A 23,804-nucleotide genomic window follows, 5' to 3' on the forward strand; every position below is an offset into this window, starting at 1 on the left:
TTAAAACTTTTAGTCTAACGTAATATCCAAACCTAATCCACGTAGCTCATGTACCAATACATTGAATGATTCTGGTACACCTGGTGTAGGGAGGTTCTCTCCTTTCACAATGGCTTCATAAGTTTTCGCTCTACCAATAACATCATCCGATTTAACGGTTAAGATCTCTTGTAGAATGTTGGCTGCACCAAATGCTTCCAGTGCCCAAACCTCCATCTCACCAAAACGCTGACCACCAAACTGTGCTTTACCACCCAGAGGTTGTTGTGTAATTAATGAGTATGGTCCGATTGAACGTGCGTGCATCTTATCATCAACCATGTGACCCAGTTTCAGCATGTAGATAATACCTACTGTAGTTGGCTGGTCGAAACGCTCACCTGTTAAACCGTTGTATAAATAGGTTCTTCCTGTTGCAGGTACACCAGCTTTGGCGATCCACTCTTCAACCTCATGTAACTTCGCACCATCAAAGATTGGAGTCGCGAATTTCACGCCCAGTTCTTTACCAGCCCAAGCCAATACAGTTTCATAGATCTGTCCAAGGTTCATACGTGAAGGTACACCCAGTGGGTTCAACACGATATCAACCGGTGTTCCGTCTTCAAGGAACGGCATATCTTCATCACGAACGATACGGGCAACGATACCCTTATTACCGTGACGACCAGCCATCTTATCCCCTACTTTCAATTTACGCTTTTTAGCAACATAAACCTTAGCCATTTGTACAATACCTGATGGCAACTCATCACCAACAGAGATGGCGAATTTGTCACGCTTGTATGCACCAAGCTCTTCGTTTACGCGGATACCATAGTTATGGATCAACATTTTGATCTGCTCGTTTTTGTCATCATCAGTAGTCCATTTGTATGGATTGATGTGCGCATACTCCAGATCAGCTAAACTTTTCTGCGTAAACTTCGCTCCTTTAGGGAACAACAGCTCCTTGTAAACATTGTAAACACCTTGTGAGGTCTTACCATTTACAATCTGGAACAATTTGTCTAGCAGCTCATTTTTAAGGTTAGTTGTTGCCAATTCATATCTCTTGTCTAATTTTTCTATAGCAGATTTTTCTTCCGCTTTAGAAGTTTTCTTAGCTCTAGAGAACAACTTGGTATCAATTACCACACCTTTAATAGATGGAGGTGTTTTAAGCGATGCATCTTTCACATCACCAGCTTTATCTCCAAAAATCGCACGAAGTAATTTCTCTTCCGGAGAAGGATCAGACTCGCCTTTAGGTGTGATCTTACCGATTAGGATATCACCTTCTTTAACCTCAGCACCGATACGGATAATACCGTTCTCATCTAAATCTCTGGTTGCTTCTTCAGAAACGTTAGGGATATCTGGTGTTAACTCCTCTTCCCCACGTTTAGTATCACGCACCTCTAATTCAAACTCCTCAATGTGAAGTGAAGTAAAGATATCTTCTCTAACAATACGCTCGTTAATTACGATCGCATCCTCAAAGTTGTATCCTTGCCAAGGCATGAAAGCTACTTTTAAGTTTCTTCCTAATGCCAGCTCACCATTTTCGGTTGCATATCCCTCGCAAAGTACTTGTCCTTTAACAACACGCTGACCTTTCTTAACGATAGGCTTTAAGTTGATACAAGTATTCTGGTTGGTTTTCTTGAATTTAATTAATTTATAAGTCTTGCTGTCACCTTCAAAAGAAACTAAACGATCAGCATCGTTACGCTCATATTTAATAGTGATCTCGTTAGCATCAACATATTCTACAACACCATCACCTTCAGCATTGATCAACGTTCTGGAGTCACGGGCAACGCGACCTTCCAAACCTGTACCAACGATTGGTGCTTCAGGACGTAACAATGGTACGGCCTGACGTTGCATGTTCGATCCCATCAAAGCCCTGTTCGCATCATCATGCTCCAGGAAAGGAATCAATGAAGCAGCGATCGAAGTAATCTGATTCGGCGCTACGTCCATTAAGTCTAATTTCTCAGGCTCAATAACCGGGAAGTCACCCTCATAACGTGCTTTAACACGTGAGGTGGTGAAGTTACCTTTATCATCATACTCCGCATTTGCTTGCGCGATGGTTTTACCATCCTCATCTTCAGCAGATAAGTAAACAACCGGCTCATCAACAGAAACCACACCATCAACTACACGTTTGTATGGGGTCTCAATGAAACCAAGGTTATTGATCTTCGCGTGAACGCAAAGAGATGAAATCAAACCAATGTTTGGTCCCTCTGGCGTTTCGATGGTACACAAACGACCATAGTGCGTATAGTGAACGTCACGAACCTCGAAACCTGCACGCTCACGTGAAAGACCACCTGGACCTAAAGCTGATAAACGACGCTTGTGCGTGATCTCTGCCAATGGGTTAGTTTGGTCCATGAACTGAGACAACTGGTTGGTACCAAAGAAAGAGTTAATAACCGACGATAAAGTACGGGCATTAATCAAATCTGTAGGTGTAAAAACCTCATTGTCGCGAATGTTCATACGCTCGCGGATGGTACGGGCCATACGTGCTAAACCAACACCAAACTGGGCGTATAACTGCTCACCTACGGTACGAACACGACGGTTCGACAAGTGATCGATATCATCCACCTCTTCTTTGGAGTTGATCAATTTGATCAGATACTTAACAATCGCAATGATATCCGCTTTTGTCAATACCTTCACGTGCTCCGGGGTATCCATTTTCAGTTTCCTGTTGATGCGGTAACGACCTACATCACCAAGGTCATAACGTTTGTCTGAGAAGAACAAACGCTCAATGATACCTCTTGCAGTTTCCTCATCAGGTGGTTCTGCGTTACGCAAAGCACGGTAGATGTTTTCAACAGCCTCTTTTTCAGAGTTTGAAGTATCTTTCTGTAAAGTATTATATATGATGGTATAATCAGCCTGGCTGGCGCCGTCCTCTTTAGATAAGATGATTGTTTTCACGCCAGCATCGATGATCATATCGATGTGATCTTCTTCTAAAACAGTATCCCTGTCTAAGATAACTTCGTTACGATCTATTGACACAACCTCACCGGTATCCTCGTCAACAAAATCTTCAACCCATTTTCTAAGAACCCTTGCAGCAAGTTTACGACCGATGTATTTCTTCAAACCAGACTTGCTAACTTTTACTTCGTCAGCTAAATCAAACAGTTCTAAGATATCCTTATCAGAGTCATAACCAATAGCACGCAATAAAGTGGTTACCGGGAATTTTTTCTTACGGTCGATGTAAGCATACATTACGTTGTTCACGTCTGTAGCAAACTCGATCCATGATCCTTTGAAAGGAATTACACGGGCAGAATAAAGCTTGGTACCGTTAGTGTGACGGCTTTGGCCAAAGAACACACCTGGAGACCTGTGTAATTGAGAAACAATAACACGCTCTGCGCCGTTGATAACGAATGTACCCTTAGGGGTCATGTAAGGTATAGTACCTAAGTATACATCCTGAATAATGGTTTCAAAATCTTCGTGCTCCGCGTCGTTACAAGAAAGCTTTAACTTAGCCTTCAACGGAACACTATAAGTCAATCCACGGTCGATACACTCAGGTATATCATAACGCGGTGGATCGATAAAATAATCTAGAAATTCAAGAACGAAAATATTTCTTGAATCTGTAATTGGGAAGTTCTCCGCAAACACCTTAAACAAACCTTCTGTGTGACGGTTATCTGAGGTGGTTTCGATCTGGAAGAACTCGCGGAACGATTGCAACTGCACATCCAGAAAATCTGGGTAATCTATGATATGCTTACTACGTGCAAAATTTACTCTTTGGTCGACTTTATTTGCCAATGGACTAAAGTTAATTTACTTTAAGAATAAACTATTTGTTTGGTTTGCCGTTATACATTTTCATCAACCAAGCAAAATGAAAAGTTTATAAACAGGTATAGACTCCGACTATTCAGTCGGAGTCTATATTAAAATGTGGTTAAATTAAGTGATTACTTAATTTCAACTACAGCTCCAGCTTCTTCAAGTTGTTTTTTCAACGCTTCAGCTTCGTCTTTAGCAACACCAGCTTTAAGTTCTTTTGGAGCACCATCAACTAAATCTTTAGCTTCTTTCAAGCCTAGACCAGTTAAGTCTTTCACCAATTTCACAACTGCTAATTTAGCACCACCAGCTTCTTTCAATATTACATCAAAAGTAGTTTTTTCTTCTGCAGCCGGAGCAGCATCAGCAGCAGGGCCAGCAACAGCAACTGCAGCAGCAGCTGGTTCAATACCATACTCGTCTTTCAAGATTTGAGCTAATTCGTTAACTTCTTTAACTGTTAAGTTTACTAATTGCTCAGCAAACGCTTTTAAATCTGCCATTTTTATAGATTTTAAAAATTTACGTAAAATAATTTATTATAATATGAAACTTATCAGGTGTTCCTTAACCTTCTCTTTCTTGAAGAGTTTTAACAATTCCTGCAATTTTGCCACCGCTTGATTTTAACGCTGAAATAACGTTTTTAGCAGGTGATTGTAATAATCCAACGATGTCTCCGATAAGCTCTTCTCTCGATTTGATGTTTACCAAAGCATCTAAGTGGTTATCACCAACGTATACCGAAGCATCGATATAAGCTGCTTTTAACACTGGTTTATCAGATCCTTTTCTCAAGGCTTTGATCAGCTTAGCTGGACCATTGCTTTGTTCTGAGAATAATAATGCTGACTGACCTTTTAGTGCTGCAAAGATCTCTGATGCATCGCCATCTAATCCTTCAATCGCTTTTCTGATTAAAGAGTTTTTAGCTACCTGCATTTCAATCCCGCTCTCAAAACATTTGCGGCGGATATTATTCACTTTTGCAACTGTCAATGCTGAAGTATCTGCAATATAGAAATTGCCATACTGTTGCATTTTAGCTTGCAGAGTTGAAACTAGTTCGTGTTTTTCTTCTCTGTTCATAATTAGATCCCCGCTACTGATTTAGTTTCGATTGCAATTCCAGGACTCATTGTTGAAGAAACGTGAATGCTCTTGAAATAAGTTCCTTTTGCAGCAGATGGTTTTAATTTCGAAATTACCTGAAGTACTTCTAAAGCATTTTCATATATTTTCTCTGCTGGGAATGATACTTTTCCTATCGAAGCATGAATGATTCCAGTTTTGTCAACTTTAAAATCGATCTTACCTGCTTTTACCTCATTAACTGCTTTACCAACTTCATTGGTTACAGTTCCTGATTTAGGGTTTGGCATAAGGTTACGTGGACCTAAAACGCGGCCCAGTTTACCTACTTTTGCCATACACGCAGGAGTAGTGATAATAATGTCAACATCTGTCCATCCACCTTCAATCTTAGACACATATTCATCTAAACCGACGAAATCTGCACCTGCCGCTTTAGCCTCTTCTTCCTTATCAGGATTACAAAGAACTAATACACGTACAGTTTTACCTGTACCATGTGGTAAAGTAGCAATACCACGTACCATTTGATTGGCTTTACGTGGATCTACACCCAAAGATACATCAATATCTACTGATGCATCAAATTTAGTTGTAGTAATTTCTTTTACCAAAGCAGCCGCATCCTGTAAAGAATACGTTTTACCAGATTCTAGTTTAGCATGTGCCTTTTTTTGATTTTTTGTTAATTTAGCCACTGTTGTAAACTGTTTTTTGTTAATTAATTTGTCCAGGGCGCATCACCGCTAACGGTGATTCCCATACTGCGTGCTGTACCGGCAACCATACTCATTGCCGACTCGATAGTAAATGCATTTAAATCTGACATCTTATCTTCAGCAATCGATCTAACCTGATCCCAAGTCACCGAACCAACTTTTTTACGGTTGGGCTCAGCAGAACCACTCGTTAATTTAGTTGCATCTTTTAACTGGATAGCAACCGGAGGGGTTTTGATGATGAATTCGAAAGACTTGTCAGCATAAACAGTAATTACAACTGGTAATACTTTACCGGGCTTATCTTGGGTACGAGCATTGAATTGCTTGCAAAACTCCATGATGTTAACACCTTTAGCACCCAATGCAGGTCCTACCGGTGGCGAAGGATTTGCAGCTCCACCCTTGATTTGTAATTTAACAAGCGCACTGACTTCTTTTGCCATTTTCTGTTTTGTTAATTTGAATACTCAATGTTATTTTTGGAAGCAAGTAACATTTAAGGCTTTTATGATAGTAGTAATCCCTCGAGATTACTCTTTTTCGACTTGCATATAGTTAAGTTCAAGCGGTGTTTTACGACCGAAAATCTTAACCATTACTTTTAATTTTTTCTTTTCTTCGTTTACTTCTTCAATAACGCCGGTAAATCCGTTAAACGGTCCGTCCATTACTTTAATGTTTTCACCTACATAGTAAGATACACTCATCACCTCACTTTGCTGGCTCATCTCGTCAACCTTACCTAAAATGCGGTTAACTTCTGCCTGACGCATTGGAACCGGAGTACCATTTTTGTCACCCAGAAATCCGATAACACTATTTACACCTTTAATAACGTGCTCAAGCTCACCATCCAGTTGAGCTTCGATTAACACGTAACCAGGGTAGAAGTTACGTTCTTTGGCTATTTTCTTGCCCTCTTTCATTTGGTAGTATTTCTCCATGGGGATCAATACTTGAGGAACTCTTTCAGAAAGACCTAAACGGCTGATTTCAGAATCGATATACTGTTTTACCTTCTTCTCTTTTCCACTAACAGCCCTAACCACATACCACTTTAACTGATCGTCCATTCTAGCTTATTAATTTGAGAGTGATTTATAAAAAGTATCCAGTACAAATACAGAACCCTTATCCATTGCAAAGATAACGATTGCAATGACTAAAGAGGCAACTAAAACCAACATCGCGGAATTTTGCAAATCCCCCCATGTAGGCCAGGTAACCTTTTGGGTCATTTCTTCATACGATTCTTTTACAAACTGAACTACTTTAGCCATTATTCTATTTTTTGCACGGGAACAAGGATTCGAACCCTGATCAAAGGTTTTGGAGACCTCTATTCTACCATTGAACTATTCCCGTGTTTAAAAAAACTTAGTACTTGAATGAGCCAAATTTCGCCGTATCCAAGTACTAAGCTCTATTTTCTATCAGATTGCTCCGATAATTATTTTACGATTTCAGTTACCTGACCAGCACCTACTGTTCTACCACCTTCACGGATAGCGAAACGTAGACCTTTTTCCATTGCGATTGCGTTGATCAATTTAACATTGATGGTAACGTTATCACCTGGCATAACCATTTCAGTTCCTTCAGCTAGTGAGATCTCACCAGTTACGTCTGTGGTACGGAAATAGAATTGTGGACGGTATTTGTTGAAGAATGGAGTGTGACGACCACCTTCTGCTTTTGATAATACATAGATCTCAGCTTGGAAATCAGTGTGAGGTGTTACAGAACCTGGTTTACAGATTACCATACCACGACGGATATCAGTTTTCTCAATACCACGTAATAATAGACCTACGTTATCACCTGCTTCACCATAATCAAGGATCTTACGGAACATCTCAACACCTGTTACAGTTGATTTAAGATTTTCTGCACCCATACCCAAGATCTCAACTGGATCACCAGAGTTGATTACACCACGCTCAATACGACCAGTTGCTACAGTACCACGACCAGTGATCGAGAATACATCTTCAACAGGCATTAAGAATGGAAGATCAGTTAAACGTGGAGGAATTGGTACGTAGTTATCTACAGCATCCATTAATTCCATGATTTTAGCAACCCATTTCGGATCACCGTTCAATCCACCTAGAGCAGATCCTTGGATAACTGGAATGTCATCACCTGGGAAATCATAGAAAGATAATAGTTCACGAACTTCCATCTCTACTAGTTCTAGTAACTCAGGATCGTCAACCATATCCACTTTGTTCATGAATACTACCAATGAAGGAACACCTACCTGACGAGCCAATAGAATGTGCTCACGAGTTTGTGGCATCGGACCATCTGTAGCCGCTACAACGATAATAGCACCATCCATTTGCGCCGCACCTGTAACCATGTTTTTCACGTAATCCGCGTGACCTGGACAGTCAACGTGAGCATAGTGACGGTTAGCAGTTGAATACTCAACGTGTGCAGTGTTAATAGTGATACCTCTTTCTTTTTCCTCAGGAGCTGAGTCAATAGAATCAAATGAACGCGCCTCAGATAAACCAGCATCAGATAACACTTTAGTGATAGCTGCTGTTAAGGTTGTTTTACCGTGGTCAACGTGACCGATTGTGCCGATGTTTAAGTGCGGCTTACTGCGGTCAAACTTTTCTTTTGCCATGTTTTTATACTTATTAGTAGGTTAACTTTTATTTTTATTTGTTGTTGTAATTTCAATGCAGAAGACCTTGTTCATGCTGTGTGTTATTACAGATTAACAAAGTCTCTTGTTTCTTTTTTGAGCCAAAGATGGGACTTGAACCCACGACCTCTTCCTTACCAAGGAAGTGCTCTACCGCTGAGCTACTTCGGCTTTTAAATCCTTATGTCCTGCCGAACAGCCCATCCAATTTTAGAGCGGAAGACGAGGTTCGAACTCGCGACCTATAGCTTGGAAGGCTATCGCTCTACCAACTGAGCTACTTCCGCTTCTTAATGGTGGGGAGAGAAGGATTCGAACCTTCGAAGTCTTGCGACAACAGAGTTACAGTCTGTCCCATTTGGCCACTCTGGTATCTCCCCGTATTGAGCCTCCTATCGGGATCGAACCAATGACCTACTGATTACAAGTCAGTTGCTCTACCAGCTGAGCTAAGGAGGCTAATACTATAATTTCACAGAACAAATCCATTTCTTGTTTAGAAGCGAACCGCTGTCCCTGAAATGGAATGCAAATATACACGCATATTTCAACTGTCCAAAACTTTTTTCAAAAAAAAGATTGGCAGTTTAAGTGCTGCCAATCCATTTTTGTCGCTATTAGAAAATATATCCTTAATACTCAGCAACTTCATAAGTCCGTAAAAATTCTTTGTGCTCATAACTTTTTGCACGATTTTTAGCTTTATGCCTGGTGATTTGTTTAATCAATGACTCGACCGACAAATCTGTAGCCTCTTCAAAGGATTTACATTGTGCTTTTGCAAACATGGTTCCGCCCGGTACATTGAGCTTAATCTCGCAAATTTTGTTTGCCTCATCTTCCACTTTGGACAGTTTCAGGTAAACTGCCCCACTCACAATCTGGTCAAAGTACTGGTCCAGCTTGTTTGCTTTCTTCTGAATAAAGTTTAACAACTTGATGTCTGCATCGAAGCGGATTGATTGAATTGTAATCTTCATGTTTTCCTCCTTTTGTTACGCCTTTGGATGGGCTTGTTTATAAATTGATTTTAGTCTTTCAATAGAATTGTGTGTATAGACCTGTGTGGCCGCCAGGCTGGCATGCCCAAGCAACTCCTTTATCGCATTCAGGTCGGCACCACGATTCAATAAACTGGTGGCATAAGAGTGCCTCAATACGTGCGGGCTCCGCTTCTCCTGTGTGGATACGAGTGCCAGGTAGTGCTTTACTTTATTATAAACATACTTCGCATATAACGGCTCGCCTTTGTCGGTAACGAAGAGCGATGCTGTTGCGGTATCAAATTGCTGCAGGTGTTTCATATCCAGGTAAGCTTTAAGCTGCGCAGATAGCTGTGGCGTAACCGGCACAATACGCTCCTTGTTCCCTTTACCCAATACACGAACCGTGTGCTCATAGAAGCTTACATCTGTTTCTTTCAAGCTGATGAGCTCCGACAGTCGCATACCGGTACCGAAAAACAGTTCCATCATCATCTTATCACGCAGGGATGGGAAACTGTTGTCGAACACAACCTCCGAATCCAGCAGCTCGTCCATCTTTTGTTCATCCACAAACACCGGTAGCTTTTTAGTGATCTTAGGTGCCTTTACAAGCAACATCGGATTACGGGATACCAGGCCCTGGCGTTGCAGGTACTTATAGAAGCTGCGTAAGGTAGAGAGCTTTCGGCCGATAGAACTCGTACCCAGGCCCTGTTCCATCAAGTAAACGATATACTCCCGGGCATGGATATGCTGCACAGCTTCAAAGCTGAGCGCATAGTTGCATCGAATAAAATCTTCAAACTGCAGCAGATCCTGTGCATAGGCGGTCTGCGTATGAGCGGAGTATTTCTTCTGCTCTGAGATGTATTGTATAAAACGCGCTTTCAACATAATCCCCTGATCTTCGAAATCAAGATACACATTGCCAACTAAAGAACAAAGTAAAAGGCTGATTTAAAAAGACGACCCTGGCTGATCTGACCCCAATTCGCTATAATATGGACTAGTTTACGATGTCCTGCCATGATGTATTTTGCTTCATTCCGATCTTCAAAATTCACGAAAATGCGGGCAAATTTCTCCAGCAAACCGGAAGAACCCTGGACAGAAGTGAATTGTCAATTTACATAATCAAAGTACCTTTAACCATTATTTTTCGTTAAATTGATTGATGAGTCAGGCCTTACTTGATCAAACGGTTATACAGTAAATCAATGGAGTCCAATACGCATCCCTGTCACTGTTGGAATATCGTCTCACAATCCAAAAGAGATGTGGAAGACGAGCAATTTTTCCGGAACTACTTTGACGCCAAAAGGAACTCTCCCGACTTTCCCTTCGTCATCTTTGCAAATGGTGTCCCCAACCCTTTCGAACTGGCACAAATTCAGGGCTTACCCACAACTTTCCAGAAAACGGCAAGGCCAATTATCCTGGTTTTAAAACAGCCCCTTAGTGATGTTTACGATTGTCTGCAAATGCTGATTACCGGAATTGACGACATGGTGGAATGGTCAGGCAGAAATGAGCTTGTTGTCTATTTCGAATCGAAGTATGCGCACAGCAACAGCATTAAGAAGGTACTTGACTCTGCATTCGTAAAAGAGACATTAATAGGCAGCAGCATAATCTGGAATACCTTTCTTTTTGAACTGATAGAAACCATCCTGTTTTCACAGGCACCGGTATTGTTAATTGGTGAATCTGGCACAGGCAAAGAACTAATTTCAAACCTGATCCATACAGTTGATTTGCGCAAAAACAAAAAAAATCTGATCGTCGTAGATTGTACAACCATCGTTGCGGAGCTTTCTGGCAGTGAGCTTTTTGGCCACGAAAGAGGATCGTACACCAATGCGGTTCAGAGCAGAGAAGGCGCTGTTGCCCTGGCAAATGGCGGGACGCTCTTCTTAGATGAGATCGGAGAGTTGCCGCTGAACCTTCAGCCAGAACTATTGCGGGTACTTCAGGAAGGAACATATAAGAAGATCGGCAGCAATACCTGGCAGAAATCATATTTCAGATTGGTATGCGCTACAAACAGAAATCTCCTGTCGGAAGTTGAACAAGGTCGCTTCCGACAGGATTTATATTTCCGTATTTCCGACTGCCAGCTGCGGGTTCCATCTTTGGACGAGCGACGGGAGGACATCCCTGCCCTTGTCGATTACTTCCTGACGCAATTGTTCGAAGACAAAGAACGCCCGGAACTTGACAAACCTGTTTTGCAGTATTTGCTTAACCGACCATATGTGGGCAATATCCGGGAATTGCGCCAGCTTGTCCAGAGAATGGCCTTAAAACATGTAAGGCACAACAAAATCACCATAGGTGAACTTCCGGCCGCAGACCGGCAACTCGCCAGTGCCACACAAAGGTCCAATAGACCTCCAGAAAGTATGGAAGCGCTCATCCGTAAGGCCCTGCTTACCGGCGAAGACTGGTGGAAGCTCAAGGATAGAATATCAGAAACAGCCATTGAAGTGGCCCTTGATCTTGAAAATAACAACAAACAAAAAGCAGCAAAAAGACTTGGTGTTGACGTGAGAACCGTTCAGCAATATGTGAAAAAGAAAGTAACAGCCGCCTTGAGCAATCTATAAGTTATACGCACAGCGCTTTTCCGCTAAACTTTCCCGCCGCAAAACAATGTGTTGGAAACTGACCGGCTTTACTAAGATTATTTAAGGTCCTGACAAACATGGCGGAACCACCACGTGGCGCAACAAACATTCCATTTGGCTTTACAACAGGTCTTCCACTTGAATTGATCACGATATCAAAGCCCCATGTGAAGGCATTTAGCAGGACATTCTTGTTTCCCTTACGCACACCAACCAAGGCAACTTCGGCATTCCAGAACACGCGCTTACCTGCAGAAGCACTTGCCAAACTTCTGCTGGGCTGGTCTTCAAAAAGCAGGTGGTAGCACAAATGATTGTGGGAAGAAGGCCGGTCCATGAAGGCCGTGACCTGTAAATTTGGATCGCCGACACCGGGTTCATTCCAATAATACGGATTATCGGCCACAGCGCCAGATGCAGGAATCGGATCAACATATTTGCTGTATTTTTTAACTGTTCTACCGGTCGTTTGGTTGAGCGTCTGATTCGTTTCTATCACTTGTATCCATCGAAATTGAGGTTTACCTGCAGCATCCACAAATCCAGCCTTTTTAACCGCATCCATATCTGTAATCCTGAAACCCAACTCGATGTGCATGGCTCCTCTGTCGTTTCCGGCTGTTGGAGCCGGCCTGCAAATACTTCCATCTAGGTAACATACCCTGTAGGCTGCAGTCTTCTCTAGAATACCGAGCTTCCGGCCGCCGTAATAGACCACGGTCGACAATGGATATTTTAATTTGGGCAGCAGGTTCATGGTTGCCCAGCTTCTTTTATCAAGTATTCCTGTTGCCGGTAATTTAGCCTTTGCTTGCCAGGCGGCAATTGCACAAGCCAGGTCAGCTTCTGTTACAGCAGCGCCGAGCCTCAATAGCCTTAGCAACTCTGGGATGGCATTTACTTTACCTGAGATGAGGCAGCCCCATCCAATATCTTTGGCAGCAATCCTGTTTGCTGTGCGCGCGCTGCCAACTTTGGCGGCAGACAACGTTCCACAGGCTGCAGGAGCCACTTCTGAGTACAGTTCATCCTCAAAAGAATACTCCTGGAGGATAGATTCGAGTTCGGGAACAAGCTCGAACTCTCTTGATTGACAATTGTTGCACATCTTGTGTTCTGTTTAATAGGTGTATGTACTTTTTTCGAAATGCATTTTACTCCTAGTACCTTCTGGAAAAGCGTTGTTTTTCCCGGTTTAGCCGGCGGTAAATATGTAAGCCAGGTAACAGCGCACTGACCTCCGGATTGATATTTACGGTGGGTGCAGAAAGATCTATTCCGGTCACGGTATAATAGCTGTGAATGTAACGCTGAATGGCATCCCGGAAAGCATCGGCCCAATTGGTCGCATGATCCCTGCTGGAAACATTGGTCCAGTTGCCATAACGAATGCCGAGAATAATCTTCTCCCCATTTACAGCCAAGTCGCGGTAAAAGGAAATACTTGTATTATCCCAGCCCTGTAAGGCCTTCATGCTGTCCACACGATCCATCCAGGGCTCTTCATAAGGAACCATGATGCGTCCCCCCAAAAACTCCCGCACTTCAGGTCTGGAAAGAATCCATTGTTCAATAAGCGTCTCAATTCTGGCAACAGTTGGCAGGTCGCCAAATTGATTGTGTGCACCTTCCGCCAGTATCCGGTGGGTATCCCTTAAGGCATTCAGCAGTTTGAATCCGTCCGGCCTGATCGTTGTATTGTCCGACTGCACAAAGTATTCGGTCGCCTCATGGATCAAACGATGAAAGGACTGCAGGAACTTCGATCTCCTGTCTGCCGGGTTAAATCCTGGCTTCACGTTTCCAAGCACAGCCAGATCATATTCACTGGTATATTCATAGTTCTTGCGCGTTGCCGTAAGACGATGCTGCTGATCTTGAATATAACCCCAAAGAATGTGGTTTAACGGCCGAAGTGGGTCGAGTGCAAAGTTGAGCAGCGGATCTTTGTACCCGTTTTTGATATTCTGAAACCTTCTGGCCAATGCGTTCATGGTTTGGCTAACCTTGCCTTCTTCATGCCAGTAGTTCCAGATCAGTTCAATCAGGTTCGCATCCGCATTCCCCTTTAAATATCCGGATTCCGCCCCTGTTCTGATAAAATATTCTTTGATCTTGGCTTTGATCAAATCGTAATACGGAATGATTTTGTCCTTGCCCAGGTAATCATTTAAGTCGAAGCTATCTTCGTTCGAACTATATTCGTCGGCAAATCTAGCCAGGCTATAAACATGTTCTACATACCGCTCTGTGGCAAACTTCAGCAAACTATAAGCTTCTGTCCGGTTGAATGGTAAACGCATGGAATCAGCAAGCTTCATTTGCTGACTTTCACTCAGCTTATCCTTTTTTGAACCGGCAGTTGGAGACCCAGAATTGAAGTAGGCTCTTCCTTTTCCACCTGGCCCCTCAAAACGCAACACCTCATCTATGAAATTGCTGTAGTGCTTAAAATCGAGTTTATGACTGTTGATCGTATCCCATAGTGCCTGATCCTTGGTTTGTCCGCCACTCGTTGGCGTTAACCGGATCTCCAAAGGCTCTTTAAACCCAAAGGATTTTAAATTCACATTGACATCGCTCTCTATAGACACAGGGTTGAGTTCTGAATTTTCAGGCGGATGAATAATCAGTGTGATGGTATGGTCTGAATTTGCCAGCTGTGCAGGATCAATGACATGCGTATATCTGGGATTATCGGCCAGCGATATCAGCTGATCAATCCCTTTGTAAGTAAGCCTGATGGTGTCGTTCGGCTGCAGATCTGCGTTCGGAATGAAATTCTTGTTTGTTAGCCGGAACTTTTTGACAATCGATGAGCCATCCTCTGCTTTCTCTCTTGTAATGGAAACTTCCAAATCAGCCGGATCATAATTTCGGGTTATGTCGAGTGGCCTAATAATTATCTTGGTCATGATTTTATGTATTTAGGGTTGAATTTTTAATTTCTTTCAAATGCCCACCTCCGCAATTGTTGAGTGAGTACCTGACTTTCTTCTTGGGCGCCAATGGCCAGGTCGAATTTAGCCTGGCCGAATAAGGCGAATACAAGCGTTGGAGGCATGGATTGTAGTTGTAATTTTTTAGATCTCCATAATTGATACAGTGCTTGAAGTTTCCGCGGCTCCCGCTTTTGCAAGGGAAAGAGTTCATAGAGCTTTTTAGCCTGCATCTTTCCTGTTGTATGATGAATCACCAGATCTACGAAAGGATCTATTTGCTTTTCAATGGTGCTTATGATTCTGACTGAAGCAGCATCAAGTCCCTGTTTTGGATAAAACCTGGTCCACATCTCCCATAAAGTATCCCATTGTTCATGTGGATACAACTGTTTTCCAAATGCACAGCTAAGCTGAACCCGGATATAAGGTGTTGGATGGGGATCAACGACATTCAACCGGAATTGAAAATATCTGGGCAAGGTTACCACGCCCATCAATCCAAGTGTTGCAGAAATGCCCAGATGGCCCATGGCCCATACGTCGCTTACGATCTCCGAAATACAGCGGTTATAGTATTCCCAGGCGAGTTTATCGGGAGAACTGGTTGCCTTTTTTGCCAGGACGGTGCTTAAACTGGGCACAAGATTCAACAAAGCAGCGGCCTGATGCCCGACCTCATGAATCAGGGACGAAGCAATTCCACTACCCACCATCCGCTCTCTGGGCACCCGAATAATTGCGACTGGATTCTGAACACCGCCTGGCAATCGTGTGCGGGCTCTCCTGATGGCTGCCCCATGGCCCCGGTCCAGGTAAACCATCAAATTGGGTATTTCTGTAAACGGCTCAAGTACCTTGAGGCCATCTTCAGCAAGCACATCCAAACCTGCCGCCCAAATACCAACATCGTATTCCCCACGTTGGGACAGTACATCGGCGAAAATGTCCAGTTGATCTAAAATGTTGTTAAATCGTATTTTTAGAACCGTAAAGCGGCTTTGAAAATGCCGTTCGTCAATCTTAAGCCTTTCAGCCTCTTTTAAATCTTCAATGAACTTGTTTATGCCTTTTCTTAATACTGATTTTTCACGCTCAAGCAAAGCAATCACTTCCTTGTACGCAGCCTTGCCGATTGAAGCACCTTTAACCATTGGCATGGTCATACTGAAAGGCTTAACCTGGTTTAATCGCGCCAGCAGTGATCGGGCTTCGTTGTTCAGGTATTCAAATGAATATTGCATCGTACCTGCCTTTATTGGTTCCTACGGCTCTTTCTCATCAATAAACCAGGTGCATGCCGCATTGCCGCGCTGATTAAAGCATTTCTGGCATCATCACCTTCGTTGCCGGAAGGCCTCACGTTGTCCAGGGAAGCCGCAGCATCGTTTGTCAGACGCACAAGCGCCCGTGCAACTTCAAATTCCTGATCCTCAAGACTCAATCCTTCCAACTCCAATTCAAACATGTTTGATGCGGCCGAACCCAGCTTCCCACCAACCGCGGTACCTACTGGCCCGCCGAAAAAGGTACCTGCAGCAGCTCCCGCAACCGGTAGTGCGGTTTTAATGACGGAACGCAATATACCTTTAAGTGGCCCGCTGAGACCGCCCAGAAAGTGATCCAGCTCCCGATCGTTATTTGTAGCCAATAGCTCAGCTGCCAGCTCCATTTCTTCCATTTCATCTTGTTCCATTTCGCCGTCCATTTCAGACTCCATATAGTATTCATAATCTTCCATTTCGGACTGCGGCCCTTCCGATCCTGGCTGAGCTGCTGCAGCACCTTGCGGAGCTGGCCCTTCCGGGGCTGCCATTGATCCGGAATTTCCAGGCTCTATCATCGACTGCTGCAACGCATTCACGTTTGCGTTGGTAGTGGCCAACTGACGGGAAAGACTCTGAATGGTGTCCATCAAATAGCTTGGTATACCAGCGGAAGCTGCTGGTGTTGCTGCAGTTCCTGCATCATAGTCCGCAAATCCAGATTGCGCAAGATTGCTGTAACCATAAGGCTGAGCGGAATAACCTCTGCTTTGGCCCCAATAGCGGTTGCGCCATGGGCGCAGGGCAGCGCGATAGGGATTGTTCCGGTAGTTCTGCCGCTGAAAACCAAAGCCAATGTAGCCCGGACGTGACATTCTATAGTAAGGCGCTGCCCCTGCCCTTGGAGAAACCCGAACACCGGATCTGGGCGTATAAGGCCTCTGCCGTCCGCTTGATCCGGAGGGCCGCCGGGAGCCAGTGCCGCCTGTCCGCCTATGATCACGAACATTTCGGCTGCTCTCCTCCTCAAATTCATCTTCATACTGGTATTCCTCCTCTCGTTCAGCTTCATCTTCAGCCTCGTACGCAGCTTCCCCTTCGTACGCACTTTCATCTTCGTACTCAAACTCGTCTTCATAGTTTTGCTCCGTATTGAACTCTGGAATCAGTTCATCTTCGTTTTCATATTGGCTGCCAGACTCATCCTCGAATTCAAAACCTGACTCCTGTTGCGGCTGACTTCTTCTATAAGGATCATAGCCCGCCTGACCATATGCGTTGCCGTAGTTATACATGTGATATCGTTTTAGGTGTTTATAATTAACAAACCATTTTCACTAGGTTATCCCAAACTGATGCCAAATGCTAACTATCTAAAAATGAGGTATTTACATATCATACCTGCGAAAAGGAATTCGTTTTCCTGTTGGTTTTGGTTTGAACACGAAAAATCTGTCGCAATAAATAGGATCTTGCTGTCGGATTTTAATTCTTTAAACGAGTTTTACATTGAGGCTTTGAATGAAATTACAGGATCAAGCAAAGAATCAGTCCCTCGGAGTTTTACCTACACTAACCCCAACTTTCCCGCTGCCAAGTTTAGACAGTCCAGATCTGATCATACTGGAAATTAGGCCGGATAATAAAAGAAATCGCCTGTTTTATGATCAAACCAAACCATTCTGTAAACCTCTTAATGAGGTTTGATGCATCTTGCTATGATGACCATCATCTTAGCAGAACATGCAAATAGTGCCATTGATGTGCTTAAAGTATTAAAAATGGTGCTAGTACATGACATAGTTGAAATCGACGCCGGCGATACATTCATTTATTATACCGCGAAAACTTGACAGGTTTGAACCACTTTTGCAGAATACTTCTAACAATTGGGGGTACTTGGGCTGAATTCCATGTGAACTATGATAAGTTTTACAACAAGAAAAAAGCCATTGAACGGGGACCAAGTTCTATCTGGATGTATGCCGTAAACCCCCTTCAGGAAAGTGTTGAAAAAGAAATTCTTAGAAAGTAGTTGACTGTCATTTTTCTAAATCGGGATAATGGCAGCAAAAGAAAAGTTTGAAATTTATCTACATTGCAGTAGACCGAACCCTGCTTTTTTAATGCATGGATGAACAGACCTGTAGTAAAGGCCTGGTAAACACCTGACCACACTTTGAACTTCTTGATGGCCTTCAGGGGATAGCTGCTGTATCTGTAGTAGACTTTCATTTATGGAGTTTGTCTTTACGTACTACAAAGACAACTTAATTTCACCTGCATATCTTGCTATAGACTTCTTCTTTTGTCTCTCAGGATTTTTGACTGCCTATGCTTGCGATTCTAATATATCGACTTTAGGTTTGATGGCTTTTCTAAAACTAAGGCTAAATCGCTTTCATCCGCTTGTAATCATCGGTTCCATTATAGGCCTAGCGGGGCATAGGTTTGTACATTTGTGCTGAAATTATCAAAAATTATGGCGGGTGATTATGAGTGGAAAGTGAAAAATGACATGGATCAAACTTCAGTTTTACCTTGCCCATAGAATACAAGACTTTTTTGTAAAGATGTATTTCGTTTTAAAGTAAGCAGAGGTGGTGGTTTCTACACCTGGTTGAAGCCTCCACAATCAAGCCGGAATGGTGAAAATCAGATACCTGAGCAGGAACTTTGGGAAGCTTTTAGGGAAAGTAAATGCAGATCTGGAAGCCCCAGAATTACTAAAACGCTGAAATAAGAAGATAAAGTGTACAGACCTCGGGTTACCAGAATTATGAAAAAGATCCATCTAAGAAGTATGTGAAAAAGAAATTCAAGATAACTTCTGATTCGAATCATAAATCTACGGTACATGAAAATAAATTAGACCGGAATTTCAAGCCAGGTACTTTAGGGGCCGCCTGGCTATCGGATATACCATATATTAAAACAAAGCAGGGATGGTTGTGCCTGACAACTGTTATAGATATTGGTGACAGGAAAGTAATCGGTTGGGCGCTGAGCGCAACAATGAAAACCAATAATTCGGTTGTCCCGGCATTTAGAATGGCACAAAGAAATAGGCCAATTACACAGAAACTGCTCTTCCATTCTGACCAGGGTGTTCAGTACGCCTGCAATGAATTCAAAACATTACTTGAAAGCAATCCCTTGATTATAAGAAGCATTAGCAGAAAAGGAAATTGCTGGGACAATGCGGTGGCGGAGAGCTTCTTTAAAACATTAAAGGCCGAATGTATATACAAGAACAAGTTCGAAAATCAAGCCCAGGTAGCAATCGTGGTGTTTGAATACATAGAAGCCTGGTACAACCGAAAAAGAATGCACTCTACCATAGGCTTAATGTCCCCAGAGAGCTTGAAAGAAACTTAAACAAACGGAATATTGCAGCTTAACAAAATGTTCGTTTTATTGTTGCAATTCCACTATAAAGATGTTGTCAACATCGTTAAACAAGTTAGGTTTTTTGCCCCCCCCCTTGTCGGTACTATCTAAGGTAAATCAAATCAATCTAGGTCTCCACATATACAAACTCAACTATGTATATGTGAAGAGGTAGATTATCGATGCATCGAATCATCGTGCAGATAAAAAGGACCAGAAGAAATCGAAAACGTCGATCACTAAGGAGAACTATTTACTCATTATAAATCGATAAATTAGGTGCTAGCATCTTAGTAGACATTCCGACTAAATACTTCAGACTCTACATACTTGTTCTTCTAGTTAAATTTTTGAACCTTTGTATAAGTTCGAGTTTGCTAACCGCATGAATATTAGTTGTTGCAACGTATACTGGATAAATAACAACCTGTTGAGTTGGGGAACCCCCATCGGGATCATTGGGGGAAAGGCCACTTTCCTGCATGATTAACTGTGCTATGCGATACGCATCTTTACTAAGCAACAGTTCTTTTTGCTCTTTTGTTAAGCCAACTTTTTTTGCGGCTTTATTCGGTTCATTTTGAAAGGACTCAGATAACAGGGGGTCTGTCGCTAGTTCAATGAGAAAGTCTGCAAAATTTTTCATAACTGTCCATACAATTATTTCGTTACTGAAAGACGCTTAACTTTGTGCCTCGACGCTGGACTCGGTCTCGGTAACAAGAGATACGTCCGGAAGTATTAGATCATTAAGTGTCAAACCCAATTTATACAGCATGTCTTCATTGATCTCCGCTAAACCCTTTGGTGGAATATAAAGGGTTGATATGCCAGAAATATTTGCTGTTGACAATTGATTTAGCGTAGTTTCGATTATTTTAGGCTGACAGATCGGGTATTGAGCCGCTTCATAAACCACCACAAGTTGGTCAGGTGAGTATTCCTTAAGTAGGACATCGATTAACACTTCAAGTCCATTCTTATTGTATTTCCGCTCAGTGTTATAGCCCAATTCCCCAATTACACTTATCTGCCACAACACCAACGATACATATGGATCAAACCTTCTGTTGAACAATAGAAAATCAGATGCTTCAAAGCTTTGGCATCCATCGGCGCCGGGATCTACACCTAGATCAGCATACAAACAGTCTTCTGCCGATATTCCGGGCAACATTCTAGCGTCAAAGCCTTCGGATCGGGCTTGCTTGATCGCTTCATGACTAGGAAAGACGAATACCCCTGGATGGCCATAGAACGCGGCACAAACCTTTTCACCTGCACGAACACACGTGAGAATTCTTTTTACCATCTCTAAGTAGGTAATAATGCGTTTTTTCTCAGCGTGATAGTAGTGCTGTAAAGATTCATTGTTCGGGTTTAAGTTTCTTACCCAGTGTATAGTTGCCGGGTCCGCGACAAGGTAGATTAAACGATCAGCTTGTTCCATATGCGCCTTACTTTCCAAAGTTATTTGACCAACAACACTGATACCAGTACCAACAATGATTAATGAGCCTTTTTTATTTGCTTCCATATTAGTAATTTAAATAGTGGTTAATAATTTCGATCACCTCTTCATGTACTGTGAAAATGTGAATCCTCGTGTAGCCTCTAGCGCGATTGTTTTACTTTCTACATTCACGATGACGACCACCCATTCAAATGCTGCCTGATCACCTACACTTATATCACTTGCTATTGCTTCACGTAATTTGATTGCATCTTTACTTGAGATTATTGCTTGTTGTTCAGACGATAAGCCAGATTGCCTTAGATACTGTTCTGGATTATTAGAAAACTCCTCAAGTGTTCTTGGATCTTCAGCAAGCCGAAGAATCAAATTTGTTAATTCCTGTGCCATAATGGTTGTTGTTTAAAGTTTATCCTCTACCTAATGAACCTCCGCCTGTTAGGCGGTTTGAAAGGGCCGAGAAGTCTCGACGTGTTGTTAAAACTTTGTCCAAGCTTCCCCTAGTCCAAGTCAATACAACTACGGTTATTCCATCCGCAGAATCTGCTGATGCACCCAAAGACGTATCATTAATGACTGCATCACGGACGAGTGCTGCATCGTTACTTTGCAAAATGGCTCTTTCGGCCGCTGATAACCCAGCTTCTTTTGCGGACTTTTCCGGTTCTGCTTGGTACTTTGCCAATGCTTGAGGGTTCTCTGCAAGCACCAGAAGAAACTTTGTGAAATTTTCTGCCATGATCTTAAAATTTTGATTTTAATATATGTTAATTGGCATTCTTTTAGATTACATGAGAATAAAAGTAAGTTGTCTAAAATAGTACGCTCAACTACTTTTAAAATTGAATTAGCTGATTAGGATTCTCTCTTCCATGAATGTATAAGCTTTGCAAGGAGTTATTATGCCGCTAGTTCTAAGCTCGAGACTGATTTGCTTTGACAGAATACTGGAAATGAGGTGATAAAAGCTAGGGATGAGCCAATTCGTTTAAAGCATATTGCTCACTAATTTTATTAAATATAAGAAAGGATCAGAGTACAGGAAATAGCTAGTTATAGCTATTTTGAAACCTGGATGAATGCTACTATCCATGGTAGATATTCTGACTAAAGTGGTTCTCCGTCACTTTTGGTGATTCAATCTGATTTTATTAGGATCATTTTTCTTAGTAACTGAAAGCCAGCTCTGCCGTACATTCTTCTCTTGATGTTTTTAATGCGCTTAACCTGCCCTTCAACTTGGCCGTTACTTGTTCCAGTTTTTAAAGCGTTATTTACCGCCTCGTAGTCCTTCAATAGGTTTTTGGCGAAATTTCTAAGGCCACACTTTGGAGTTGCTACAGATTGCCTGGTGCCTTTCAGGCATATGATCTTTGATAGTGGTATAACCATGGCTGGTATAATTTCTGGTATGGACAGCGATTCTTTGACCTTCGTAATAGACCTCAACGGTGTCCTGATCATAAGCAATCCGCACTTCATAATTACAGCTTTTAGAGACCCACTGTCTCATGTTATCTGACTTTACGGTCAGGGGAACTCCCCAGAAGTAATTGATGGTATGATTCAAAGCCTTCACCACTTGAGCTAGTTTGGCATCAGGAAGCGCCTCCATATAACCATAACCGCTAAAAGGAAGTACGGCAACATATACCGGGCAGGGTATAAGTTCTCCTGTTGAGGGATCTGCATAATGTAGCACATCGCTTGCGAAGTCCACTTCCAAAAGCTTTGCCGGGGAAAGCAGTAAACGGGTCACCCCAGTGCGGCTAAGTTCCTTTTTAAAGTACATGATCTGGTTGATGAAATGAGCTTTGCGGGGTCAGCATTCTGTGGTACAGATGGCTTATGCACTCTCCTGATCAGGAAAGGTCTTGCGGACAATGGAAGTTATCCTTCTCATCATATCCTGGTAAAGGGTATAGTTGGAGGACCGCCACCAGAGCGCACCACTTTGCTGCTGCTCACGCATGGCAAAGTAGGGTGTTCCCATCTTTATGCCTAGCTCTTCTTTAGCCTCATTGGACCTGGAAATTGCGCAACCATCATTATTGGAGAGCACACAACCTGCTTTTCCTCGCAGCTCGGGCTGAAAAACCCGTTCAGCACTAACGTAAAAGTTGTTCGAATCTATTAATGCGAGCACCGTTCCTCCTCCTTTGATCTAAAATACTATGTGGCACCACCCCCCAAATTTCAAAATGAGTAATTTCATTTCTTTCGATGGGCTTAAAATATGGGTTATCGGGCATCAAGTATTCTTTCTGCCCTTTTTTGAAATAGGAACGGAGGATAAATTCATTATCAATAATACCAACTACAATATCGCCTGATGACGGTGTTAATGATTTATCAACAACAAGCAGATCATCAGGAAAGATTCCTGAACCTACCATACATTCACCAGTTACTTTTGCAAAAAAGGTTGCTTCCGGGTATTTTGTAACATAATCATTCAGATCAATCCTTGCTTCCTCATAGTCAGCCGCTGGGCTTTCAAATCCGGCATGTATTTTTTCTGCAAAAAGAGGCATTAAAGCACCTCTCCCTTTTCCTCGCTCGTAAATCGTTATTTCTTTCATCAGCTAACCATTTGAGTCTACAAATATTGCTAATATTTTTAGTATCCCAAGGCTATTCTGTACATTGTTGAAAAAAATAGGTCTACCTCAAGCTAATGCTTTAGTGTTAACGTCGCCGGTAAAATAAAAAACGACCGTTTTTTTGATAAGGGAATGTGTGAGACCTTACAGTTAAGTTCGAGCGGAGTATTACACAATTGATGCGAAACTTTTGTCCAACTAATAAGGGGT

At 42.5% G+C, this 23,804-nt stretch carries 25 protein-coding genes and 5 tRNA genes; 3 read left to right on the forward strand and 27 right to left on the reverse strand.

Annotated features, from left to right (window positions below; genetic code table 11):
* Window positions 1–9: 9 nt before the first annotated feature.
* The 15 genes from rpoB to ACTHQF_RS00130 all read right to left on the reverse strand — a co-directional run bounded on the left by rpoB (window position 10) and on the right by ACTHQF_RS00130 (window position 10,190).
* Window positions 10–3,813 (reverse strand): DNA-directed RNA polymerase subunit beta, encoded by a 3,804-nt coding sequence (gene rpoB, locus ACTHQF_RS00060; RefSeq protein ID WP_440427609.1) that lies wholly within the window; start codon window positions 3,811–3,813, stop codon window positions 10–12.
* A gap of 152 nt (window positions 3,814–3,965) precedes the next feature.
* The gene (gene rplL / locus ACTHQF_RS00065) at window positions 3,966–4,340 is read right to left on the reverse strand and encodes a 50S ribosomal protein L7/L12 (RefSeq protein WP_188627861.1); all 375 of its coding nucleotides are present in this window, start codon (window positions 4,338–4,340) and stop codon (window positions 3,966–3,968) included.
* A gap of 64 nt (window positions 4,341–4,404) precedes the next feature.
* Entirely contained in the window at window positions 4,405–4,926 is a 522-nt protein-coding gene (gene rplJ, locus ACTHQF_RS00070) for a 50S ribosomal protein L10 (RefSeq protein ID WP_440427611.1), read from the reverse strand.
* Window positions 4,927–4,928: 2 nt separating this feature from the next.
* Window positions 4,929–5,627 (reverse strand): 50S ribosomal protein L1, encoded by a 699-nt coding sequence (rplA, locus tag ACTHQF_RS00075; RefSeq protein WP_188627863.1) that lies wholly within the window; start codon window positions 5,625–5,627, stop codon window positions 4,929–4,931.
* A 23-nt stretch (window positions 5,628–5,650) separates the two neighbouring features.
* Window positions 5,651–6,094, reverse strand: coding sequence for a 50S ribosomal protein L11 (gene rplK / locus ACTHQF_RS00080; RefSeq protein WP_440427613.1), 444 nt, complete (start codon window positions 6,092–6,094; stop codon window positions 5,651–5,653).
* 87 nt (window positions 6,095–6,181) lie between these two features.
* Window positions 6,182–6,724, reverse strand: a complete 543-nt coding sequence (gene nusG, locus ACTHQF_RS00085; protein WP_440427615.1) for a transcription termination/antitermination protein NusG — start codon at window positions 6,722–6,724, stop codon at window positions 6,182–6,184.
* Between the two features lie 9 nt (window positions 6,725–6,733).
* The gene (secE, locus tag ACTHQF_RS00090; RefSeq protein WP_440427617.1) at window positions 6,734–6,931 is read right to left on the reverse strand and encodes a preprotein translocase subunit SecE; all 198 of its coding nucleotides are present in this window, start codon (window positions 6,929–6,931) and stop codon (window positions 6,734–6,736) included.
* 14 nt (window positions 6,932–6,945) lie between these two features.
* Window positions 6,946–7,016: transfer RNA gene (locus ACTHQF_RS00095), tRNA-Trp, on the reverse strand.
* 85 nt (window positions 7,017–7,101) lie between these two features.
* A complete protein-coding gene (tuf, locus tag ACTHQF_RS00100; protein ID WP_440427619.1) occupies window positions 7,102–8,289 on the reverse strand; it encodes an elongation factor Tu in 1,188 nt (395 codons plus the stop codon).
* Window positions 8,290–8,409: 120 nt separating this feature from the next.
* Window positions 8,410–8,481, reverse strand: a tRNA-Thr gene (locus tag ACTHQF_RS00105).
* A 43-nt stretch (window positions 8,482–8,524) separates the two neighbouring features.
* A tRNA-Gly gene (locus ACTHQF_RS00110) sits at window positions 8,525–8,597 on the reverse strand.
* A gap of 7 nt (window positions 8,598–8,604) precedes the next feature.
* Window positions 8,605–8,690: transfer RNA gene (locus ACTHQF_RS00115), tRNA-Tyr, on the reverse strand.
* 6 nt (window positions 8,691–8,696) lie between these two features.
* Window positions 8,697–8,769, reverse strand: a tRNA-Thr gene (locus ACTHQF_RS00120).
* A 173-nt stretch (window positions 8,770–8,942) separates the two neighbouring features.
* A complete protein-coding gene (hpf, locus tag ACTHQF_RS00125) occupies window positions 8,943–9,290 on the reverse strand; it encodes a ribosome hibernation-promoting factor, HPF/YfiA family (RefSeq protein ID WP_440427621.1) in 348 nt (115 codons plus the stop codon).
* Between the two features lie 15 nt (window positions 9,291–9,305).
* On the reverse strand, window positions 9,306–10,190 hold the full coding sequence (locus tag ACTHQF_RS00130; RefSeq protein WP_440427623.1) for a tyrosine-type recombinase/integrase: 885 nt from the start codon (window positions 10,188–10,190) through the stop codon (window positions 9,306–9,308).
* A gap of 323 nt (window positions 10,191–10,513) precedes the next feature.
* On the opposite strand from ACTHQF_RS00130, the gene ACTHQF_RS00135 reads away from it, so the two are divergent.
* Window positions 10,514–11,902 (forward strand): sigma 54-interacting transcriptional regulator, encoded by a 1,389-nt coding sequence (locus ACTHQF_RS00135; protein WP_440427625.1) that lies wholly within the window; start codon window positions 10,514–10,516, stop codon window positions 11,900–11,902.
* A 1-nt stretch (window position 11,903) separates the two neighbouring features.
* On the opposite strand, the gene ACTHQF_RS00140 is transcribed toward ACTHQF_RS00135, so the two are convergent.
* From ACTHQF_RS00140 to ACTHQF_RS00155, 4 genes are read right to left on the reverse strand one after another with little or no spacing between them, the layout of a single operon-like run.
* Window positions 11,904–13,031 carry a hypothetical protein gene (locus ACTHQF_RS00140; protein WP_440427627.1) on the reverse strand — a complete coding sequence of 376 codons (1,128 nt, stop codon included), beginning with the start codon at window positions 13,029–13,031 and terminating at the stop codon, window positions 11,904–11,906.
* A 52-nt stretch (window positions 13,032–13,083) separates the two neighbouring features.
* A complete protein-coding gene (locus tag ACTHQF_RS00145) occupies window positions 13,084–14,838 on the reverse strand; it encodes a hypothetical protein (RefSeq protein WP_440427628.1) in 1,755 nt (584 codons plus the stop codon).
* A 26-nt stretch (window positions 14,839–14,864) separates the two neighbouring features.
* Window positions 14,865–16,106 (reverse strand): hypothetical protein, encoded by a 1,242-nt coding sequence (locus ACTHQF_RS00150; RefSeq protein ID WP_440427630.1) that lies wholly within the window; start codon window positions 16,104–16,106, stop codon window positions 14,865–14,867.
* An 11-nt stretch (window positions 16,107–16,117) separates the two neighbouring features.
* Complete coding sequence (locus ACTHQF_RS00155; RefSeq protein WP_440427632.1) at window positions 16,118–17,422, reverse strand: hypothetical protein; 1,305 nt, start codon at window positions 17,420–17,422, stop codon at window positions 16,118–16,120.
* Between the two features lie 426 nt (window positions 17,423–17,848).
* On the opposite strand from ACTHQF_RS00155, the gene ACTHQF_RS00160 reads away from it, so the two are divergent.
* Window positions 17,849–17,980 carry an HD domain-containing protein gene (locus ACTHQF_RS00160; protein WP_440428976.1) on the forward strand — a complete coding sequence of 44 codons (132 nt, stop codon included), beginning with the start codon at window positions 17,849–17,851 and terminating at the stop codon, window positions 17,978–17,980.
* A gap of 952 nt (window positions 17,981–18,932) precedes the next feature.
* A complete protein-coding gene (locus tag ACTHQF_RS00165) occupies window positions 18,933–19,505 on the forward strand; it encodes an IS3 family transposase (protein WP_440427634.1) in 573 nt (190 codons plus the stop codon).
* Window positions 19,506–19,839: 334 nt separating this feature from the next.
* On the opposite strand, the gene ACTHQF_RS00170 is transcribed toward ACTHQF_RS00165, so the two are convergent.
* From ACTHQF_RS00170 to ACTHQF_RS00205, 8 genes are all read right to left on the reverse strand, one after another.
* Complete coding sequence (locus ACTHQF_RS00170; RefSeq protein WP_440427635.1) at window positions 19,840–20,163, reverse strand: hypothetical protein; 324 nt, start codon at window positions 20,161–20,163, stop codon at window positions 19,840–19,842.
* A gap of 36 nt (window positions 20,164–20,199) precedes the next feature.
* Window positions 20,200–21,054 (reverse strand): SAM-dependent methyltransferase, encoded by an 855-nt coding sequence (locus tag ACTHQF_RS00175; RefSeq protein WP_440427637.1) that lies wholly within the window; start codon window positions 21,052–21,054, stop codon window positions 20,200–20,202.
* 33 nt (window positions 21,055–21,087) lie between these two features.
* Window positions 21,088–21,381 carry a hypothetical protein gene (locus ACTHQF_RS00180; RefSeq protein ID WP_440427639.1) on the reverse strand — a complete coding sequence of 98 codons (294 nt, stop codon included), beginning with the start codon at window positions 21,379–21,381 and terminating at the stop codon, window positions 21,088–21,090.
* 19 nt (window positions 21,382–21,400) lie between these two features.
* Window positions 21,401–21,730, reverse strand: coding sequence for a hypothetical protein (locus ACTHQF_RS00185; RefSeq protein ID WP_440427641.1), 330 nt, complete (start codon window positions 21,728–21,730; stop codon window positions 21,401–21,403).
* Window positions 21,731–22,128: 398 nt separating this feature from the next.
* Entirely contained in the window at window positions 22,129–22,383 is a 255-nt protein-coding gene (locus ACTHQF_RS00190; RefSeq protein WP_440427643.1) for a transposase, read from the reverse strand.
* Window positions 22,307–22,783: a hypothetical protein gene (locus tag ACTHQF_RS00195; protein WP_440427645.1), complete on the reverse strand. Its 477-nt coding sequence runs from the start codon at window positions 22,781–22,783 to the stop codon at window positions 22,307–22,309. The genes ACTHQF_RS00190 and ACTHQF_RS00195 overlap by 77 nt, the downstream gene beginning before the upstream one ends.
* Window positions 22,784–22,837: 54 nt before the next feature.
* Entirely contained in the window at window positions 22,838–23,137 is a 300-nt protein-coding gene (locus ACTHQF_RS00200) for a Y-family DNA polymerase (protein ID WP_440427646.1), read from the reverse strand.
* Entirely contained in the window at window positions 23,100–23,573 is a 474-nt protein-coding gene (locus tag ACTHQF_RS00205; protein ID WP_440427648.1) for a LexA family protein, read from the reverse strand. Before ACTHQF_RS00205 ends, ACTHQF_RS00200 begins: the two co-directional genes overlap by 38 nt.
* Window positions 23,574–23,804 lie beyond the last annotated feature (231 nt).

Source organism: Pedobacter sp. SAFR-022 (assembly GCF_051965375.1).
In the GTDB taxonomy this organism is placed as follows: Bacteria; Bacteroidota; Bacteroidia; order Sphingobacteriales; family Sphingobacteriaceae; genus Pedobacter.

Coding starts and splice junctions, on each gene's coding strand:
- rplL (WP_188627861.1), bottom strand. CDS start 4,340: ATGGCAGATTTAAAAGCGTTTGCTGAGCAATTAGTAAACTTAACAGTT.
- rplJ (WP_440427611.1), bottom strand. CDS start 4,926: ATGAACAGAGAAGAAAAACACGAACTAGTTTCAACTCTGCAAGCTAAA.
- rplK (WP_440427613.1), bottom strand. CDS start 6,094: ATGGCAAAAGAAGTCAGTGCGCTTGTTAAATTACAAATCAAGGGTGGA.
- nusG (WP_440427615.1), bottom strand. CDS start 6,724: ATGGACGATCAGTTAAAGTGGTATGTGGTTAGGGCTGTTAGTGGAAAA.
- secE (WP_440427617.1), bottom strand. CDS start 6,931: ATGGCTAAAGTAGTTCAGTTTGTAAAAGAATCGTATGAAGAAATGACC.
- tuf (WP_440427619.1), bottom strand. CDS start 8,289: ATGGCAAAAGAAAAGTTTGACCGCAGTAAGCCGCACTTAAACATCGGC.
- hpf (WP_440427621.1), bottom strand. CDS start 9,290: ATGAAGATTACAATTCAATCAATCCGCTTCGATGCAGACATCAAGTTG.
- ACTHQF_RS00130 (WP_440427623.1), bottom strand. CDS start 10,190: ATGTTGAAAGCGCGTTTTATACAATACATCTCAGAGCAGAAGAAATAC.
- ACTHQF_RS00135 (WP_440427625.1), top strand. CDS start 10,514: ATGGAGTCCAATACGCATCCCTGTCACTGTTGGAATATCGTCTCACAA.
- ACTHQF_RS00140 (WP_440427627.1), bottom strand. CDS start 13,031: ATGTGCAACAATTGTCAATCAAGAGAGTTCGAGCTTGTTCCCGAACTC.
- ACTHQF_RS00145 (WP_440427628.1), bottom strand. CDS start 14,838: ATGACCAAGATAATTATTAGGCCACTCGACATAACCCGAAATTATGAT.
- ACTHQF_RS00150 (WP_440427630.1), bottom strand. CDS start 16,106: ATGCAATATTCATTTGAATACCTGAACAACGAAGCCCGATCACTGCTG.
- ACTHQF_RS00155 (WP_440427632.1), bottom strand. CDS start 17,422: ATGTATAACTACGGCAACGCATATGGTCAGGCGGGCTATGATCCTTAT.
- ACTHQF_RS00160 (WP_440428976.1), top strand. CDS start 17,849: ATGACCATCATCTTAGCAGAACATGCAAATAGTGCCATTGATGTGCTT.
- ACTHQF_RS00170 (WP_440427635.1), bottom strand. CDS start 20,163: ATGAAAAATTTTGCAGACTTTCTCATTGAACTAGCGACAGACCCCCTG.
- ACTHQF_RS00175 (WP_440427637.1), bottom strand. CDS start 21,054: ATGGAAGCAAATAAAAAAGGCTCATTAATCATTGTTGGTACTGGTATC.
- ACTHQF_RS00180 (WP_440427639.1), bottom strand. CDS start 21,381: ATGGCACAGGAATTAACAAATTTGATTCTTCGGCTTGCTGAAGATCCA.
- ACTHQF_RS00185 (WP_440427641.1), bottom strand. CDS start 21,730: ATGGCAGAAAATTTCACAAAGTTTCTTCTGGTGCTTGCAGAGAACCCT.
- ACTHQF_RS00190 (WP_440427643.1), bottom strand. CDS start 22,383: ATGGTTATACCACTATCAAAGATCATATGCCTGAAAGGCACCAGGCAA.
- ACTHQF_RS00195 (WP_440427645.1), bottom strand. CDS start 22,783: ATGTACTTTAAAAAGGAACTTAGCCGCACTGGGGTGACCCGTTTACTG.
- ACTHQF_RS00205 (WP_440427648.1), bottom strand. CDS start 23,573: ATGAAAGAAATAACGATTTACGAGCGAGGAAAAGGGAGAGGTGCTTTA.